Genomic DNA, 15,913 nt, shown 5'->3' on the forward strand with positions numbered 1-15,913 from the left:
TAGTGATGTGCCAAACGGCGTGCAATGCAGCGTGCTATACGGTCAGGCTGCTCGCGTCGATCCAGCGCACGGCCCAGTCGCGCGCGTGCGCAATAGCAGCGGCTTCGTCGGTGAAACGGAGGTCGGTTGGGAAGAAACGGTTCGCGACCAGTTCGCCATCGCTGGAACGCGATACGACGACATACGGTTGCCATGTTCCATCGCCCGCGCGCGCCGGCGCGCAGTTAAGCAAGTAGCCACGATGTGTGAATGCAGCATCAACGTGCATGAGTCACCCGCCCCTGACTGCCCCATAGATGGTCCTTATGGTTCTCTCGCGAGTGCAGGTGCCGTGGGCTGAAACAGTCCGCGAGGTCGTCGCGATCGTGCTGGGTGTTGCTGCGCTCGTCGAACAAGAATCATACTCTGTAGAAAATGGACGTCCACGAAAAAAATTAGCAAAAATTTGCCGGTCGCCCGAAAGGCCGTCACGCGTGGTTCGACAGATAATCGTGCGCTCACGCGGAACGGGTTTTGCTCCTATCCTATGTTTGGGACCACAAGCAAAGGAGGACACAACATGAGCCTCAATACACGCCCGGTGCCCGCGACGCAGTCCGGAACCGCCATGGCGCGCAGCGCCGAAATGCATAACGATCGCACGCACGACAGCACCGTCGATACCGACAGCAAGAACCACGAAGCCGCGCGTATCGCGGGCGAGGCGCCCATCGGCCCCGACGAGATCACGACGAGCAATGCGACGCTCGTCAACAGCGTGCCCGACGATCCGTTCGCGGAGCTGGCGGGGTTCGATAGCCGTATCGGTGGCAACCATCTGCTGCTCGCGCTGGAGCCGGGCTATCACGTGATCGACAAGGGCATGATCGCGCCCGCGACGGTCGAGCGCTTCGACGACCGCTTCCACCCGTCGTATTCGCATACGGGCGATCAACTGCGCGGACGCGTGCACTTCGCGCTCAACCATCAACGGCCGACGCGGGTCATCGAACTCGAACGCGACGAGTAAATCGTTTCGGATGACGCGTCAACTCGTTGGCGCGTCATCACCGTTATGCAAGCTTTCGCGCGGCTGGCGCGGCGCGCATTTTTCGCGCTAGCGTTTCAATCGCGCGTTAGCCGCTCATGCAGCGTTCGTCCGTGCGATGGCGAACGTTTGTTTGCTCTGGCGTATTCATCGCGCTTTGCGATTTGCTTCGCCGCGCACTCACGGATGTGCGATTTGAAACTCCCAGTTTCATGACCTCGTCGCTGACGCGCCTTTTTCAACGGCGTTGCAGTCTGCATAATCGGTGCATCTCTTTGACATCACGGAGCAGCACATGGGCAAAGTCGTTGTGATCGGCGCAACGGGCACGCTGGGCCAGGCCGTCGCCGCCGCATTGAAAGCGCGTCACGAAGTGATCGAAGTGGGCGCGACGCGTGGCGTGCATCACGTCGACGGCACGGACCCGGCGAGCATCGAACGGCTGTTTCAGGAAATCGGCAACGTCGATGCCGTGGTCACGGCGACGGGCAAAGTGCATTTCGGGCCCTTGTCCGAGATGACGGTCGAGCAGTTCTGGATCGGCCTGCGCGACAAGCTGATGGGACAGATCAATTTCGTGCTCGCCGCGCAAAAGTACGTGAACGACGGCGGCTCGTTCACGCTGACGAGCGGCATTCTCGCCGACGAGCCGATCAGCCAGGGCGTCAGCGCGACCACGGTGAACCTCGCGCTCGAAGGCTTCGTGCGCGGCGCGGCGATCGAGCTGCCGCGCGGCATCCGCATCAACGTCGTCAGCCCGACCGTGCTGACGGAGTCGATGGAAGGCTATGCGCCGTTCTTCCGCGGCTTCGAACCCGTCGACGCAAGCAAGGCCGCGCTGGGCTATCTGCGCAGCGTCGAGGGTGCGCAGACGGGGCGGGTTTATCGCATCGGCTATTGAGCTTGGGCTATTGAACGCGGCCATCGCGTCTGGGCCATCAAAGTTCGGCAAACGCGTACAAGCAAGCGGGCGCGCCTACGCCCGCTGCTCCTTGACGCGCGACACGATCTGCGTCGGGCTCACGAACTGCAGCGCGATCAACACCCAGATCAGCGTGATCGCCATATAAATCATCGCCATCGCGTCGATCGATTGCGGCGCGCGCACACCCGTCGAAAACACGGCGTAATACAACGCGACGACGAGCGTTTGCGTCGACGGCCCCGCTGTGAAGAACGTCAACTCGAACATGCCGATCGTGCGCACCAGCACGAGCAGACCTGCGGCCAGCATGCCTGGCACCAGCAACGGCAGCAGCACGTAGCGGAAATAACGGAACGTGTTCGCGCCGAAAATGCGCGCCGCCGATTCCAGATTCGGGTCGATCTGCTCGATGAACGGCGTCATCACGAGAATGACGAACGGCAGCGCGGGCACGAGGTTCGCGAGGATCACACCGGCAAGCGTGCCCGCGAGCCCGACCTTGTACATCACGGTGGCCATCGGAATGCCGTATGTGACGGGCGGCACCATCAGCGGCAGCAGGAACACGAGCATCGCGAAACGCTTGCCGCGAAACTGCACGCGCGCAAGCGCATACGCGGCAGGCACGCCGAGCAGGATGGACAGCAGCACCACCGCGCCGACCACTTCGACCGTCACCCACAGCACAGCCGCCAGCTGAAAGTCGCTCCACGCCTGCGCGTACCAGTGCAGCGTGAAGCCTTGCGGCAGCAGCGTACCGAACCAGCGCGTCGCGATCGAATTGACGGCGACCGTCGCAATCAGCAATACGATGTTCAGCAGAAAGAAAATCATCGCGCCCCAGACGAGCGCCTTGTACACGCGGTCGCGCAGACTGACGTGCGGTTTCATCGACTTCACCGTTTGCCCTTGCGGCGCGGCGGGCCACGGATGCGCGACTTGACGATCGGTTGCCATCAGCCCTTACCTCCCGTCGCCGGTCCGCTGTAGAAGAAGCGGCGCGCGCCCAGCATCGCGGCGACGATCACCAGTTGCACGAATCCCATCACGATCGCAATCGCCGAAGCGAGCGAGTAATCGTAGTTTTCGAACGCGGCCTCGGCAGCGGCGATCGACATCACGCGCGTCGGCCCGGCCGGCGCACCGAGCAGCACCGCCGACGGAAACACCGAAAACGCCTGCACGAACGACAGGCACGCGGCCATCGTCAGCCCCGGCACGAGCAGCGGCAGATAGATCTGCCGGAACTGTTGCCACGGATTCGCGCCGAGCGTCGCGGCGGCGCTCGCGAGCGTCGGATCGATGCCCGTCACGTACGACAGCGTCAGCAGAAACGCGAACGGAAAGCCCGACACGATCAGCGAGATCAGCACGCCCCAGAAGTTGTGCGTGAGGCGCACTTCGTCGGCATAGAGATGCAGCCCTTGCAGCGCCTGCGGAAACCAGCCGTTCGGACCGAAGTATGTGAGCATGCCGTCGGCGATCAGCACAGTGCCGAGCGTGATGGGAATCACGAGCAGCGTCGTCACGAACTTCTGATACGGCGACGGACGGCGCAACGCGAACGCGACGGGCACCGATACGCCGACATTGATCAGCGTCGCGGGCACGGCGAGCTTCAACGTGACGAGGATGGTCGGCCACATCGACGTGTCGCTGAAGAACCTCGCGTAGTTCGCCCACATGCCGCCGCCTTCTATCGGACTGAACGACAGCGCAAGCCCATAGACGAACGGATAGACAAAGAGCGCAAGGATGAACAGCAAGGCCGGCGACACGAGCCACGCCTTGCCGTCGCGCGGCGCAGCGAGCGCTCGCGAGGCGGCGGACGTCACCGTGCTCATGACGGCTCTCCGTCGTAGACGAGCGTGCGCGCCGGCGGCACGCGCAGCGTGATGCGCTCGCCCTCGGTGAATTCGCCGGCGACGCGCGCCCACAGTTCGCCGAATGCACTCTTCACGCGAATCAGCGAATCGCGGCCGCCGTATTCGACGGTCGTCACCTGCGCATCGAACGCGTTCTCCGCGCCGGGCGCGGCGCGCTCCATGTCCTCGGGCCGCAGTGCAACGGCAACGCGCTTGCTGCTGAAACCGTCCATCGCCGTGCCAACGAGGCGCACGCCGTTTGCCTCCACGGCCACGCCTTCGCCCTGCGTGCCTTCGAGCGTGAACGGCAGTACGTTGCGAAAGCCCATGAAGCGCGCGACGTGCAGATTCTTCGGACGTCCGTAGACCTCCTTCGGCGTCGCGACCTGCTGCACGACGCCCTCTCTCATCACGACAATGCGGTCGGCCATCGACAGCGCTTCGTCCTGATCGTGCGTCACATAAATGGTCGCGCGATCCAGTTGCGTATGAATGCGGCGAATCTCGGCGCGCATTTCGATGCGCAGCTTCGTGTCGAGATTCGACAGCGGCTCGTCCATCAGGATGAGCGGCGGCTCGATCACGATCGCACGCGCAATCGCGACGCGCTGCTGCTGGCCGCCCGACAGCTGGCCGGGCAGCTTTTTCTCGTGACCGACCAGTTGCACGAGTTGCAGCGCTTCTCGTGCGCGCTTCACCGTTTCCGCCTTCGCGACGCCGCGCATTTTCAGGCCGAAGCCGACGTTGTCGAGCACCGACATGTGCGGAAACAGCGCGTAGTTCTGGAACACCATGCCGAAGCCGCGCCTTTCGGGCGGCAGCACGTCAATGCGCTTCTCGTCGAGCCAGATGCCGCCGCCCGAGAGCGGCTGCAAGCCCGCGATGCAGTTAAGCGCCGTCGACTTGCCGCAGCCCGACGGCCCCAGCAATGCGATGAATTCGCCGCGGCGGATATTCAGATCGAGCCCCTGTAACGCGGCTACCGGCTGTCCTTCGGTATTAACGAAATTGCGGCAGACGGACTCGAGACGCAATTGCTCAAATTGATGCTTCATGGTCGCTTCCCTACGATGTTGCATGGCGGTGCCGCGAAGCACCGTCTGCTCGCGGCCTGCCGTCACAATCGCCAATGCGCGCACGACGCGCACAACATGCACGATAGGCGCGCACCGGCTGTTCCGCCTGACGCGGTGACGGTTGCGCTTAGGGTCTTATTTCGTCTTCTGCGCGCCGACCTCTCGGTCCCACTTCTGGAACGCCGCCACCATCGCCGCCGCGCTCAACGGCAGAACGTGCGGACGATCGGCAAGCAGCTTCGCGTATTCCGGACGGCCGAATTTCTTGAGCACTTCCTGGCTGTGCTCCGGCGCCTGCGCTTCCGTCAAGCCCTTGATGGCCGGGCCCGGATAGAAGTAGCCGTCGTCATAGGTCATCGCCTGCTGCGCGGGCTCCAGCATGAAGTTCATCAGCTTGTAGAGCACGTCGAGCTTTTCCTTCGGCACGCCCTTGGGAATCACCATGTAGTGCGCGTCGTTCACCCACGTCATGTTGTCGAACGCCTGCACCTTGAACTCGGCCGGCACGATGCCGAGCGCGCGCGGGTTGATGTCCCAACCCGTCACCGTGACCGTCATGTCGCGCGTGCCCTCGCCCAGCTCCTTCATCACGGCCGACGTGCCGCCCGGATAGTAAGGAATGCAGTCGTTCAACTGCTTGAGGAACGCCCACGTCTTGTCCCAGCCGTTGACGGGATCTTTCGGGTCTTTATCGCCGAGCACATACGGCAAACCCATCAGGAACGTGCGGCCCGGGCCGGAATTTGCCGGACGCGCGTAGATCAGCTTGTTCGGATGCGCCTTGCACCACTGGAGCAGCTGCTCGGGCGTCTTCGGCGGATCGCTGACCTTCGCGGGGTTGTATTCGATCAGCGGGCCAGCCGGCATGTACGCGACTTCGACGCCGAAGCCTTGCGCGATGTCCTGCATCTTGCGCGGACCCGGCGCGTACTTGTCGAGCACACCGGGCAGCGCAGCGTTCTGGTTGGGCAGCAGCTTGATCCACAGGTTCTGTTCGATGCCGGCTGCGAGCGCATCGGTGCCCGTCAGCACGAGATCGATGTCCGAGCGGCCAGCTGCCTGCATCGCCTTGATCTTGCCGGGCAATTGCGGCGCGGGCGCGTTCGTGTATGTGATGTTGGAGACGAGATTCGGGTATTTGGCCTTGAAGGCTTCGAAACCTTTTTGCGTCAATTGAAGATCGCCGGCCACGTCGACGATGTTGAGCGTGACGGCATCGGCCGCTCGCGCCGTTTGTGTGAACCCTGCGACTGCCGCGCCGACAGCCACGCACAGACCTGCCAACCTCACTGACACCCTGCCAGAAAAAGTCATTTCGTCTCCTCGCCTCTTGGTATCGAACGTCCGCCGACCAGGATGCGGCGGTGACGCTACGGGCTGCTAGCCAGTGAAACATAACGAAGGCGCGGGCATGATGTCAAGCAAATTCTACCCAGACCCGTTCGTCGCAAAGCAGGCTTACAGAACCTTCAAATCCTTTTGTGGCAACGATTTCAGCGGGATTAGCAAGCCTGGCCGTTCGTCATAGGGAGAACACTGACACATTACTTGTTAGGCAACTTTGAACAATCGGCCAGTCGTCGTGCCGGACGCACCGGATGAGTCAGCCGCCGCGCACGCCTTGCGCGTTCACGTACAGCGAATAGAGACCGTGGCTTGCGGCCATGAAGAGCCGGTTGCGATGCCGGCCGCCGAAGCACACGTTCGCGCAGCGTTCCGGCAGTGCGATGTGCCCGAGCGCTTCGCCTTGCGGCGAGAACACGCGCACGCCGTCGAGTTCGTCGGTGCCCATGCCCCAGCCGCACCACAGGTTGCCGTGGATGTCGACGCGAAAGCCATCCGGCGTGCCTTGCTGCGCGTCGATCAGCACGCGGTTGTTCGCGAGCGAGCGGCCGTCGCCGGCGACATCGAACGCGCGGATCGTGCGCGGCTTCGAGCGCGACTCGACGATGTACAGCACCGATTCGTCTGGCGAGAACGCGAGCCCGTTCGGCCCGATCACTTCGTCGCAGACCATCGTCACTTCGCCCGTCTGGCCGTCGACGCGATACACGTTCTGCGGCAACTCGGCTTCCTGCTTTTCGCCTTCGTAGAAACTGTCGATGCCGAACGACGGATCGGTAAACCAGATCGAGCCGTCCGATTTCACGACCACATCGTTCGGCGAGTTGAAGCGCTTGCCCTGGTAGCGCTCGGCGATCACCGTGATCGAGCCGTCGTATTCGGTGCGCGTGACGCGGCGCGTCAGATGCTCGCAGGTGACGAGCCGCCCCTCGCGGTCGCGCGTGTTGCCGTTCGCGTTGTTCGACGGCCGGCGAAACGGCGTGACCGCGCCCGTCTCTTCGTCCCAGCGGAGGATGCGGTTGTTCGGAATGTCGCTCCACAGGACGTAACGGCCGTCGCCGAACCACACGGGCCCTTCCGACCAGCGCGCGCCCTGGTACAGGCACTCGACAGAAGCCGATGCGAGGCGCAACGCGTCGAAGCGGGGATCGAAACTGCGGATGGAAGGATCGGGATAGCGTCGGTGATTGGCGGGTTCGGTCATGGCGCTGTCGGTGCGAATACCGGGCGTCGAATGGAATCGACGCCCGGTATCCGGCGGTCTTTGCGAGTTGATTGTTGTTAGATGCGGCCGCGCTTGATCTTGCGCTTACGCTTGCGCAGGCTTGCCGTCGCGCAGACGCCAGAGCTTCAGCGGATTCTCATCGCGCAGCGATTGCGGCAGCAGATCGACGGGCAAGTCCTGGTAGCAGACGGGACGCAGGAAGCGCTCGATGGCCGTTGCACCAACCGACGTCGCGCGCGAATCGGACGTCGCCGGATAGGGGCCGCCATGCACCATCGCGTACGACACCTCGACGCCCGTCGGGAAGCCGTTCGCCAGAATGCGGCCGGCCTTGCGCTCGAGCGTCGGCAGCAGTTGACGCGCGATGTCGTAGTCGTCGGCTTCGAGGTGCAGCGTCGCCGTCAACTGCCCTTCCAGATATTCGGCCACCTTGACCATTTCTTCGATGTCCGTGCAGGTGACGATCAGCGATGTCGGCCCGAAGATCTCGTCCTCCAGTTCGGTGGACGCGAGGAAGTGCATCGCTTCCGTCTGGAACAGCGCGGGCAACGCCGCGCATGTCGCATCCGACGACGTGCCGCGCGCAATGCTCTGCACGCCGCGCTGCTCGGTGCGATGCGTGACACCGTCCTGGTACGCGTTCGCGATGCCCGGCGTCAGCATGGTCTGCGCGCTCTTCTGCGCGAGCGCCTTCGAGGCGGCGTCGATGAATCCCTTCTTGTGCGGGCCTTCGAGAAGCAGCACGAGACCGGGGTTCGTGCAGAACTGGCCGACGCCGAGCGTCACCGATTCGACGAAGCCCGTCGCGATCTGCTCCGCGCGCTTCGCGAGCGCGCCGGGCAGCACGAACATCGGATTGATGCTGCTCATCTCGGCGAACACGGGAATCGGCTCGCGGCGCTTCTGCGCGAGGTTCACGAGCGCGAGGCCGCCGCTTCGCGAGCCCGTGAAGCCGACCGACCTGATCGCGGGATGCTGGACGAGCGCCTCGCCGATCTCGTTGCCCGCGCCGATCACGAGCGAGAACACGCCTTCGTGCAGGCCGCAATCGGCGACAGCTTTCTGGATCGCGCGGCCGACCAGCTCGGACGTGCCGAGATGCGCCGGATGCGCCTTCACGACGACGGGGCAACCCGCCGCGAACGCCGACGCCGTGTCGCCGCCCGCCACGGAAAACGCGAGCGGAAAATTGCTCGCGCCGAATACGGCGACGGGGCCCACGGGAATCTTCTGCATGCGCAAGTCGGGGCGCGGCAGCGGCTTGCGATCCGGCTGCGCGGAATCGAGCGTCGCGGTCAGCCAGCGGCCCTCGCGCACCAGCGATGCGAACAGCTTCAGTTGCCCGACCGTGCGCGCGCGCTCGCCTTCGAGCCGCGCCTTCGGCAGCGCGGATTCGGCCTGCGCGCGCTCGATCAGCGCGTCGCCGAGCCCGAGAATGTTTTCCGCGATCGTCTCGATGAAATGGGCGCGCACTTCGAGCGACGTTTGACGATACGGGTCGAACGCAAGCGCGGCCAGCGCGCATGCGCGGTCTACGTCGACCGTGCCGCCCGCGCCGAACTCGGGTTCGATTTCCATGTTGCGCGCCGGGTCGAACGCGCGCAGCGTGCCTTTGGTGCCGCGCACCGCCGACCCGCCGATCAGCATGTCACCGGTAATCTGCATGTCCAGCTCCTGTCGATGGCCGCGCGACGCGGATCATGTCGCATCGCGCGGCCTGGAATCCAAATAGTGGGTGTGCGACGTCATGAATGGGCGGACGATTCCGCGAGTCGCCGCTCGAAGTCGAGCAAGGCCAGCGTCGCACCTTCGATCTTCGCATGATGTTCGGGCGGCGTCGAACTCAGCAACGGCAGAATTGGCCCCATGTCCGCGAGCTTCGACAACGTCACCGCGTCGTGCAGCGCGTATCAGCGAGATCTCGTCGCGCAGGGTTTCGAGCGGCATAAAAGCGTCGTAAAGACGCTGTGCTTCGCCGTCGTCATCTGCCGCTGTGTTGGTGTTGTTCGCCTTCGCCGCGCGCAGCAAGGCCATCACCGCATGCGGCGCGATGCAGCCCGAGCCCGTCGCCCATGCGGCGAGACCGAATTGCCGCACATGCGCGAGCGCCGGCCGCTCGCCCATTCCTGAAATCACCTTCGACGGACTCACGTTTTGCAGCAGCCGGCGAAGGTAGTCGTCACGTGATGGATCGTCGCGCACGGTCGCGTACTTCACAGCAATGAGCGTGCCGCGGTCGACGAGCCGCGCGAGCGTATCGACGCTCACGTAGTTCTCGCTCTTGATGTATAGCGTGAGCGGAATGCCAGCGGTGTCGGCGATACGCGTGAGCCCCGCCTCGACGCCTTCGGACGTCGTGAAGCCCGTCAAGGGCAAGACCATCGCGGTTCGGTACGGTGTCTGCGCGAGAATGCGCGCCTGGTCGAGCATCTTCCCGTAGTCGGGGCCGATGGCGGGAATTACACGTGTTGCGGGGCTAGCGAGCGCCGCGAGCATGTCCAGCAACTCGCGATACTCGCTGACGGCAACGTGATACAGGTTCGCATTGCCGCCGTAGAGAAGCGTGCGAACCCCGCCCGCCTCGATGTGACGGATCAGCTTTCGGTTTCCATCCGGATCGAGCGTCAGGTCGGCGCGGCGCGCAAGCGGCGGAACCGCCATGACACTGGCGGAGAACTCGCTTTCGGAAATAGGGGACACGTTCATGGGGCGGCTCGCAGCAGAGACGATCACCCGGGCAACTTAGCATTGCGTCGCCAATGTTGTCAAACAACTTTCGGCCGCGCGGCGCGCTGCGCATCGCGCCTGGAAACGAGTTTCATCGTACGATTAAAGGCTCGCACGCCGCGATCCATGCGTCGATTTCGAGAAATTCTGGTATGACAACGCCTCGAAAATCACGGCCCCGTTTGATTCAAACGTTTTGCAATCTATTCCGATTTAGAGATCCTGCGTATTTAGTACCGATTCGATAATGTGCAAACGCCTTTCAAATGACGCACTTTAAAGAACGGCTGTTTTCCACGCCAGGAGCGGATTCCGCCACTTAATGCACTATTTCGCCAAGCCGGTTTAATTGCCTGCCTCGACAAGTCGCTCTTTGAGCGGAAATAGAAAAAACTCGAAATCGGCTATCGCCATTTCGCATTAAAAAGCCAATAATGGTGATAAATTGATGTACACCAACATCATGAGTATCCGCAGCATCGGCATGGCCACAGCCCGCTCCGCTGCGAACCTCGAGAGAAAGCACCTTGCCGCAACATTTCATTGAGCAGATGTCGCCTTTGCTGCAAGCGGAGAACGACGTCGCCTGGTTCCGCGAAGTCGCCCGTCTCGCCGACGGGTGGGGCTTCGATCGCGTGCTGGTCGGGATTCTTCCGCGCCCGGGCATCCGCCTGGAGGACGCGTTCATTCGCAGCACGTACTCGCCGGCCTGGCGGCAGTTCTATAACGCGCACGGTTTCGCGCACATCGATCCGACCGTCGCGCACTGCATGTCGCGCTCGTCACCGCTGATCTGGTCGCCTGACCTCTTCGCGACGTATCCGCAGCAGACGATGTACGAGGAAGCCCGGGCATATGGTCTGCGCGCAGGGGTGAGTCTGCCCATTCACGGGCCTAGACAGGAATCGGGCTTGATCTGCTTCGTGAACGATCGGAACCCGACCGACGAATTCTGGAGCCATCTCGATGTCGTGCTGCCGAACCTCGTGCTATTGCGCGACCTGGTCATCGACACGAGCCAGCCCCATCTGGATGCTCACACGCAGGCGCTGGTGCCGAAGCTCACGCCGCGCGAGCAGGAATGCCTGAAATGGACCGCGCGCGGTAAGTCCACTTGGGAAATTTCACACATTCTCAATTGTTCGGAAGCGGTGGTGAACTTCCATCTCAAGAACATTCGCGCGAAATTCGGCGTGAACTCACGGCGCGCAGCCGCCGTGATTGCGACGCAACTCGGCCTTATTGATCCAGGTTGATCAGCTCACGGGCTTCCGGGTTGTGGAGCAACTTCTCTGCCCTGCCCAGATCGCCGTCCGTGACCGTTTTCGTGAAGTACAGGCCCAGCAGGATCGATACGGGAGCGGGAATCTCCGCGCCCGATTCGAAGCGGCTGCCGCGCGACTGTGTCACGCCGAAGCGCGCCCAGAACTGACGCTGGCTCTCTTTCTTTTTCTTGCGGTACGCGATGATCAGCACGCGATCCACAGTGGACGACGGCTCTGAACTACGGCTCTGGACGGTCGGTTGAACGTTTGCGTGAACACCCGATTGCCAATGATTTTGAAGTTCCATGATGTTTCCCCTGATGATTGGCTGCCTCGTCTCAATTTTGTGATCGCCGTGCCCACTTAACACCTATCCAGGTGAGTAGGTGTTTTTTTTATCCGAAATGCATACGTTTCCCTGCGTACCGCGACCACGTAAGGAGCACACCATGCATACCGCGATTCGGATTGGCACACGGCAAGAGTTCGACAACGACAACATCAACGAGATGTACCGGCTGCGCGCCCGCGTCTTCCGGGACAGGATGGGCTGGGATGTTCCGACCATCGCGGGCATGGAGATCGACGGCTACGACGCGCTCGGCCCGTACTACATGCTCATCCAGAACGGCGACCGGCACGTCTGCGGCTGCTGGCGGCTGATGCCGACGGAAGGGCCGAACATGCTGAAGGACACGTTCCCGCAATTACTGGATGGTCAGGCGGCTCCAATTGGACGGCATATATGGGAATTGAGCCGCTTCGCTATTGAAACGGACGGCGCGCAAACGTTTGGCTTCGCAGATTTGACGATGCACGCGATCCACGAACTGGTGACTTTCGCGGACCGGATGGGCATCACCCGTTATGTGACCGTGACGACCACGGCGATCGAGCGGCTGCTGCGCCGCGCGGGCATCGACGTCACGCGGCTCGGGCCGCCGGTGAAAATCGGCGTGGAGCGGACGGTCGCGCTCGACATCACCGTCGACGCGATTCGCGCGGCCGTCTGCAAGCCAATGCCCGTCGCGGCCTGACGGGCATACACCGTCGCGCCGCCTCATATCGAGCCCGATGCGACGGCGGGACGGTTGCGATGCGCGCAGGCTCACGGTACGCCTCGCGCAACGCGACGCGTTCGGCCGCTTCGCTTGAGCCCGTCGCACAGCACGCGGCGTGCCGGGCAGGCCTGGCTACCCGCGACGAAAGGTAATGTGCGAGATCCGGCGCACGACGAACGCGGCGGCCAGCGCGGCGCAGCCCATCAGCACGACGCCGATGTGGATCGACTGCACGAGCACGTGACGCGCCGCGTCGAGCAGCGCGGGACCTTCGAGCCCCGCGCGTTTCAGTTCCATCAGCAGCGAGTCGCGCAGACTCTCGTCGACGAGAATGCGCGGATCGGCCAGCCTCGGCCGCCAGACAGATGCGACCGGCTCGCCGAGCACGCGCAGCGAATCCTCCACGCCCGACGCGTAGCGCCGGTTCACGATCGTCGCGACGACGCTGGTGCCGAACATGCCGCCCACCATGCGTGTCGACTGAAGCAGCGCGGTCGTGATGCCGAAGCGCGCGCGTCCCGCGATCTCCTGGCCGAACACATTCAGGTTGTTAAGAATGAAGCCGAGGCCGATGCCGACGGCGCCCATCGACAGTTCGAGATACAGATGCGGCGTCGCCGGCGTGGCGAGCGCAATGCCGACCGATGCCGCCACGAGCAGGCCAAAGCCGATCGACAGGATCGCCGTGGGCCGCGACATGTGAATCACGATGCGCGTGTTGATCAGGCTGCCGAGCGCAATGCACGCGGCGATCGGCGTCGCGAGCAGGCCGGCCAGCTGCGGCGACAGTCCGAAGCCGCCCTGCAGCAGGAGCGGTGCGAAGAAGATCAGCGAAAACATCACGAAGCCCGACAGCACCGACAGCGTGAAGAGCGTCATGAGCTGCGGGTCCTTGAAGAGGTCGAGCGGCACGATGGGATGCGTGGCGCGCCGCTCGAAGGCGAGCAATGCCGCCGCGCATGCCGCCACCAGCGCGGCGAGGACCAGGTTGCCCGTCGTCAAGCCGTCCTTCGGCACGGCTTCGATGAAAGTCTGAAAGCCGCCCAGCACCAGCGCGACGAGCACGGCGCCCATCCAGTCGATGCGCACATCGCCCGCACGCTCGCGCCGATAATACGGCAGATGCGCCCAGATGAAGTACAGCGCGAGCGTGCCAACGGGCAGATTGACAAGGAACGTCGAACGCCAGCCGAAATGCTGGCTGAGCCAGCCGCCGAGCGACGGTCCCGCCGCCGTGCCGATCCCGTAGGCGGCCGCCATCACCACCTGCCAGCGCACGCGGGCGCGCGGATCGGGAAAAAGATCGGGAATCGATGCAAACGCGGTGCCGACCATCATCCCGCCGCCGACGCCCTGCAAGCCGCGGGCGAACACCAGAAACGGCATGCCGCCCGCAACGCCGCACAGCACTGACGCCAGCGCAAACACGACCACGGCGGCGATCACGAAACGCTTGCGGCCGAAGTAGTCGCCGAGGCGCCCGAACACGGGCACGGTCACGACGGAAGCGAGCAGATAGGCGCTCGCGATCCACGCGTAGAACTCGAAGCCGTGCAATTCAACGACGATCGACGGCAATGCCGTGCTGACCACCGTCTGATCGAGCGCAACGAGCATGTTCACAAGACCGATGCCGAGCATGGCCAGCAGCGCGTCACGAAAGGGCAGCATTTGCATGGGACCAGAGTGAGCCGCCGAAGCGCCAACTCTCGCCGACAAGGGACGGGAAGGATTCACTTCTTTGCGATACGGCGTGAGGCACGCCGCATTTTTCAGATGGGAAAGAAACAGGGCCGCGCTTCCGTACTTCACACGGCCCATCGAGGCGGAAAAGTCAGGAACCGAACATCCGGTCGCGCGCATGCTCGAGATGCAGGCGCATCGCCTCGCCTGCGCCCGCCGCGTCCTTGCGACGGATCGCGTCGAGCACGGCGAGGTGCTCGGCCTGCACGAGCCGCTGCCGCTCCAGCGTCTTCACCAGCGACAGATTGCGCGACAGATTCATGCTGAACACGATCTGCTCTTCGATGAATCCCATCATCGTGATGAAGAACTGGTTCTTCGACGCGCGCGCGACGGCCAGGTGAAACGCAAAGTCGTCCTTTGCGCCAATGCCCTGCGTCTCGATCACGCGCTCCAGTTCGTCCCACGCGTGCTGGATCGCGGCGATATCGTCGGCGTCAGCCATCTGCGCGGCGAGCCCGGCCGCGCCCGATTCCGTCACGATGCGAAATTCGTAGCAGCGCCGGATATCCGACAGCGTTTCCAGCGGCGCGAAACGGCGCACGTCGGGATCGGGCCGGCGCGCGACCGTCGTGCCGGAACCGTGACGCGTCACGATGATGCCGTCCGCGCGCAGACGGGCCAGCGCTTCCCGCACGGTCGGCCGCGACGTCTCGAAACGCTCCGCGAGCGCGTGCTCGGTCGGCAGACGCTCGCCTTCCTTGTATTCCCCTTCGAGAATCCGGTTGAGAATGTCGCTGTAGATCTTGTCCGGCAGACCTGTCGATTTACGCTCGTTCATCGTCGAAGGGCGGCTTGTCAGAGTAGCTTTGAATTGTAAGGCAAATAATGCGCGCCGCCCGATGAAATCGAGGCGCGACCGCTCTGGAAAGCGCGTCTCGGCGAGCATGCCGCCAGTATGACGGACCCAGCGCCTGACGGCAAAATTTGACAAATATCTGATTAACATCTGCGTTTTCCGGCGACGAAAGCGCGCATTTTTCGGCGATCGTTTAAGCTGCAAGCGAAATCGGGGCACAATTTCCACTCGAGGCAGGCGCCCGCGGAACATGGCGGCGCGCCGCTCTCCACGGCACGGAGGCTTCATGTACACACGCATCCTCGTTGCAGTCGACGGCAGCAATACTTCGCGCCGCGCGTTCGACAACGCGCTGAATCTGGCGGGCAAACTCGGTGCGACGCTGCGCGCGTTCTACGCGGTCGAAAACACGCCGATGTACTTCGACGCGCCCGGCTACGATCCGTCGATCCTGCGCAACCGGCTCGTCGAGCAGGGCAAGGAGCTGACGGCGGAACTGTCGGCGGCGATGCGCGAGCGCGGCGTGTCGGGCGATATCCTCGTCGGCGAAGCCTCGTCGCTGGACGACGTGCCGACGCTCGTGCTACGCGCTGCCGCCGAGTTCAACGCCGATCTGATCGTAATGGGCACGCACGGCCGGCGCGGCATGCAACGGCTGATTCTCGGCAGCGTGGCCGAGCGCTGCGTGCGCCAGTCGACGTTTCCCGTGCTGCTGATTCCGTCCGCCGCGAGCGGCGGCGAAGCGGGCCGGCCGACGCAGGCCTGAACAGGCGGCAGTGCTTCGGCACGCGTCGTCACGTGTGTGACCTCGCTCAACAGCGGAGCGCGCCATGACGCGTCATTTTGCCGCCTCGTT

15 protein-coding genes and 1 pseudogene are annotated in these 15,913 nt (G+C 63.4%); 5 read left to right on the forward strand and 11 right to left on the reverse strand.

The features are described from left to right. Nucleotides 1-34 precede the first annotated feature (34 nt). On the reverse strand, nucleotides 35-268 hold the full coding sequence (locus tag GCT13_RS12390) for a hypothetical protein (protein WP_090864124.1): 234 nt from the start codon (nucleotides 266-268) through the stop codon (nucleotides 35-37). A gap of 291 nt (nucleotides 269-559) precedes the next feature. On the opposite strand from GCT13_RS12390, the gene GCT13_RS12395 reads away from it, so the two are divergent. Together GCT13_RS12395 and GCT13_RS12400 are read left to right on the forward strand one after the other, a co-directional pair. Then, entirely contained in the window at nucleotides 560-1,009 is a 450-nt protein-coding gene (locus tag GCT13_RS12395; protein ID WP_152758297.1) for a DUF3005 domain-containing protein, read from the forward strand. 313 nt (nucleotides 1,010-1,322) lie between these two features. Continuing rightward, nucleotides 1,323-1,928: a short chain dehydrogenase gene (locus GCT13_RS12400; RefSeq protein ID WP_152758300.1), complete on the forward strand. Its 606-nt coding sequence runs from the start codon at nucleotides 1,323-1,325 to the stop codon at nucleotides 1,926-1,928. 75 nt (nucleotides 1,929-2,003) lie between these two features. On the opposite strand, the gene GCT13_RS12405 is transcribed toward GCT13_RS12400, so the two are convergent. From GCT13_RS12405 to GCT13_RS12435, 7 genes and pseudogenes are all read right to left on the reverse strand, one after another. Then, complete coding sequence (locus GCT13_RS12405; protein WP_152758302.1) at nucleotides 2,004-2,909, reverse strand: ABC transporter permease; 906 nt, start codon at nucleotides 2,907-2,909, stop codon at nucleotides 2,004-2,006. Then, nucleotides 2,909-3,796, reverse strand: a complete 888-nt coding sequence (locus tag GCT13_RS12410; protein ID WP_152758304.1) for an ABC transporter permease — start codon at nucleotides 3,794-3,796, stop codon at nucleotides 2,909-2,911. The genes GCT13_RS12405 and GCT13_RS12410 overlap by 1 nt, the downstream gene beginning before the upstream one ends. Next, nucleotides 3,793-4,872: an ABC transporter ATP-binding protein gene (locus GCT13_RS12415; RefSeq protein WP_152758306.1), complete on the reverse strand. Its 1,080-nt coding sequence runs from the start codon at nucleotides 4,870-4,872 to the stop codon at nucleotides 3,793-3,795. The genes GCT13_RS12410 and GCT13_RS12415 overlap by 4 nt, the downstream gene beginning before the upstream one ends. A gap of 156 nt (nucleotides 4,873-5,028) precedes the next feature. Next, entirely contained in the window at nucleotides 5,029-6,207 is a 1,179-nt protein-coding gene (locus GCT13_RS12420; protein WP_152758308.1) for an extracellular solute-binding protein, read from the reverse strand. Between the two features lie 289 nt (nucleotides 6,208-6,496). Then, nucleotides 6,497-7,441, reverse strand: a complete 945-nt coding sequence (locus GCT13_RS12425) for an SMP-30/gluconolactonase/LRE family protein (RefSeq protein ID WP_152758310.1) — start codon at nucleotides 7,439-7,441, stop codon at nucleotides 6,497-6,499. A 105-nt stretch (nucleotides 7,442-7,546) separates the two neighbouring features. Continuing rightward, on the reverse strand, nucleotides 7,547-9,127 hold the full coding sequence (locus GCT13_RS12430) for an aldehyde dehydrogenase (NADP(+)) (protein ID WP_152758312.1): 1,581 nt from the start codon (nucleotides 9,125-9,127) through the stop codon (nucleotides 7,547-7,549). Between the two features lie 80 nt (nucleotides 9,128-9,207). Next, a pseudogene (locus GCT13_RS12435) lies at nucleotides 9,208-10,168 on the reverse strand (dihydrodipicolinate synthase family protein). Between the two features lie 572 nt (nucleotides 10,169-10,740). Between GCT13_RS12435 and GCT13_RS12440 the strand changes: the two are divergent. After that, nucleotides 10,741-11,445 (forward strand): helix-turn-helix transcriptional regulator, encoded by a 705-nt coding sequence (locus GCT13_RS12440; RefSeq protein ID WP_193727642.1) that lies wholly within the window; start codon nucleotides 10,741-10,743, stop codon nucleotides 11,443-11,445. Here the strand turns inward: GCT13_RS12440 and GCT13_RS12445 are convergent. Continuing rightward, a complete protein-coding gene (locus GCT13_RS12445; RefSeq protein ID WP_152758316.1) occupies nucleotides 11,429-11,761 on the reverse strand; it encodes a helix-turn-helix domain-containing protein in 333 nt (110 codons plus the stop codon). The two genes, GCT13_RS12440 and GCT13_RS12445, sit on opposite strands and share 17 nt — an antisense overlap. A gap of 142 nt (nucleotides 11,762-11,903) precedes the next feature. Here GCT13_RS12445 and GCT13_RS12450 point away from each other — a divergent pair, with 142 nt between their 5' ends. Then, nucleotides 11,904-12,491, forward strand: a complete 588-nt coding sequence (locus GCT13_RS12450) for an acyl-homoserine-lactone synthase (RefSeq protein WP_152758318.1) — start codon at nucleotides 11,904-11,906, stop codon at nucleotides 12,489-12,491. Between the two features lie 156 nt (nucleotides 12,492-12,647). Here GCT13_RS12450 and GCT13_RS12455 read toward each other — a convergent pair whose 3' ends face one another. Continuing rightward, nucleotides 12,648-14,156 (reverse strand): MFS transporter, encoded by a 1,509-nt coding sequence (locus GCT13_RS12455; protein ID WP_152758464.1) that lies wholly within the window; start codon nucleotides 14,154-14,156, stop codon nucleotides 12,648-12,650. A 193-nt stretch (nucleotides 14,157-14,349) separates the two neighbouring features. Then, nucleotides 14,350-15,039 carry a FadR/GntR family transcriptional regulator gene (locus GCT13_RS12460; protein ID WP_152758320.1) on the reverse strand — a complete coding sequence of 230 codons (690 nt, stop codon included), beginning with the start codon at nucleotides 15,037-15,039 and terminating at the stop codon, nucleotides 14,350-14,352. Nucleotides 15,040-15,343: 304 nt separating this feature from the next. Between GCT13_RS12460 and GCT13_RS12465 the strand changes: the two genes are divergently transcribed. Then, complete coding sequence (locus GCT13_RS12465) at nucleotides 15,344-15,823, forward strand: universal stress protein (RefSeq protein ID WP_152758322.1); 480 nt, start codon at nucleotides 15,344-15,346, stop codon at nucleotides 15,821-15,823. The last annotated feature ends 90 nt before the right edge of the window (nucleotides 15,824-15,913 follow it).

The organism is Paraburkholderia franconis (assembly GCF_009362735.1).
Classification (GTDB): Bacteria; Pseudomonadota; Gammaproteobacteria; order Burkholderiales; family Burkholderiaceae; genus Paraburkholderia; species Paraburkholderia franconis.

Excerpts from the sequence above, each read along its gene's own strand:
- GCT13_RS12405 (WP_152758302.1), bottom strand. The coding sequence starts at position 2,909 with ATGGCAACCGATCGTCAAGTCGCGCATCCGTGGCCCGCCGCGCCGCAA.
- GCT13_RS12450 (WP_152758318.1), top strand. The coding sequence starts at position 11,904 with ATGCATACCGCGATTCGGATTGGCACACGGCAAGAGTTCGACAACGAC.
- GCT13_RS12430 (WP_152758312.1), bottom strand. The coding sequence starts at position 9,127 with ATGCAGATTACCGGTGACATGCTGATCGGCGGGTCGGCGGTGCGCGGC.
- GCT13_RS12440 (WP_193727642.1), top strand. The coding sequence starts at position 10,741 with ATGTCGCCTTTGCTGCAAGCGGAGAACGACGTCGCCTGGTTCCGCGAA.
- GCT13_RS12395 (WP_152758297.1), top strand. The coding sequence starts at position 560 with ATGAGCCTCAATACACGCCCGGTGCCCGCGACGCAGTCCGGAACCGCC.
- GCT13_RS12465 (WP_152758322.1), top strand. The coding sequence starts at position 15,344 with ATGTACACACGCATCCTCGTTGCAGTCGACGGCAGCAATACTTCGCGC.
- GCT13_RS12415 (WP_152758306.1), bottom strand. The coding sequence starts at position 4,872 with ATGAAGCATCAATTTGAGCAATTGCGTCTCGAGTCCGTCTGCCGCAAT.
- GCT13_RS12455 (WP_152758464.1), bottom strand. The coding sequence starts at position 14,156 with ATGCTCGGCATCGGTCTTGTGAACATGCTCGTTGCGCTCGATCAGACG.
- GCT13_RS12460 (WP_152758320.1), bottom strand. The coding sequence starts at position 15,039 with ATGAACGAGCGTAAATCGACAGGTCTGCCGGACAAGATCTACAGCGAC.
- GCT13_RS12425 (WP_152758310.1), bottom strand. The coding sequence starts at position 7,441 with ATGACCGAACCCGCCAATCACCGACGCTATCCCGATCCTTCCATCCGC.
- GCT13_RS12410 (WP_152758304.1), bottom strand. The coding sequence starts at position 3,796 with ATGAGCACGGTGACGTCCGCCGCCTCGCGAGCGCTCGCTGCGCCGCGC.
- GCT13_RS12400 (WP_152758300.1), top strand. The coding sequence starts at position 1,323 with ATGGGCAAAGTCGTTGTGATCGGCGCAACGGGCACGCTGGGCCAGGCC.
- GCT13_RS12420 (WP_152758308.1), bottom strand. The coding sequence starts at position 6,207 with ATGACTTTTTCTGGCAGGGTGTCAGTGAGGTTGGCAGGTCTGTGCGTG.
- GCT13_RS12445 (WP_152758316.1), bottom strand. The coding sequence starts at position 11,761 with ATGGAACTTCAAAATCATTGGCAATCGGGTGTTCACGCAAACGTTCAA.
- GCT13_RS12390 (WP_090864124.1), bottom strand. The coding sequence starts at position 268 with ATGCACGTTGATGCTGCATTCACACATCGTGGCTACTTGCTTAACTGC.